This window comes from Oleiphilus sp. HI0132 (assembly GCF_001635845.1).
The window spans coordinates 1-1,195 of the sequence record NZ_LWGJ01000639.1 but is presented as its reverse complement, the minus strand read 5'-3'; the positions used below and the strand labels follow the sequence as shown (position 1 = coordinate 1,195).

At 47.7% G+C, this 1,195-nt stretch carries 1 protein-coding gene; it reads right to left on the bottom strand.

Annotated elements, in window-relative coordinates:
* The coding region (locus A3766_RS07770; RefSeq protein ID WP_255375360.1) for an AIR synthase-related protein at positions 1 to 1,195 on the bottom strand (1,195 nt) is incomplete at both ends.

Below are 1,195 nucleotides of genomic sequence, written 5' to 3'. Positions count from 1 at the left end.
CGAACATCGGCTTAGTAAACGCTTCTGATTCAACCGAACGGTGCATCTTAGGCGGTTTTCCAAACAACACTGACATGGGTAGATCAACCGGCTTATTATCGAAGTGCGGATCTTCCAGTGTTAAATCATGCTCTTCCAGAGCATCACCAATCACAGCGTAGGGGCAGCGTTCTCTAGCACAAATCGCCTCAAAGCGCTCCAAGTCTTGCGGCAACACAGCAATAACATAACGTTCTTGAGATTCGTTACACCAAATTTCGTGTGGCGCCATCCCAGGCTCATCGTTAGGGATCTTTCGCAAGTCGAATCGTCCACCGCGCCCGCCATCTTTCACAAGCTCCGGAAAAGCATTTGATAAACCACCCGCCCCTACGTCATGTATAAAGGCAATTGGGTTATTATCATCAAGCTGCCAGCAGCGGTCTATAACCTCCTGGCAACGACGTTCCATTTCAGGGTTTTCACGCTGTACAGAAGCAAAATCCAAGTCCTCATGACTAGCACCTGAATCCATCGAAGAGGCTGCACCGCCGCCAAGGCCGATCAGCATGGCCGGGCCACCCAATACAATTAGCTTTGCACCAACATCGATGTCACCTTTCAGTACATGGGACTCTTTAATATTTCCCATACCACCAGCAATCATAATAGGCTTGTGGTAACCCTTGATTTCCTGACCATTCGGGCCAGCAACTTCTTCTTCAAAGGTTCTAAAGTAGCCACACAAGTTCGGTCGACCAAACTCATTATTGAAGGCAGCACCACCTAGAGGACCGTCAAGCATGATGTTATAGGCAGAAGTCATTCGGTCAGGCTTGCCAAAATCTGTTTCCCATGGCTGTTCGAAACCAGGAATTCTTAGGTTCGATACCGTAAAACCTGTCAGACCAGCTTTAGGTTTTGCGCCTTTACCTGTAGCACCTTCATCACGAATCTCACCACCTGAACCTGTCGAGGCACCAGAGAATGGAGAAATAGCTGTCGGGTGGTTATGTGTTTCAACCTTCATGAGGATATGAATATCTTCCTCATGCGCCTGATACTCCTGAGTTTCAGGGTTCGGGTAGAAGCGCTTTCCTTTCGATCCGGCTATTACCGCAGCGTTATCAACATAAGCAGACAATACACCTTCAGAATTCAGCTCATTGGTATTACGAATCATCGAGAATAATGATTTTTGCTGAGCTTCACCGTC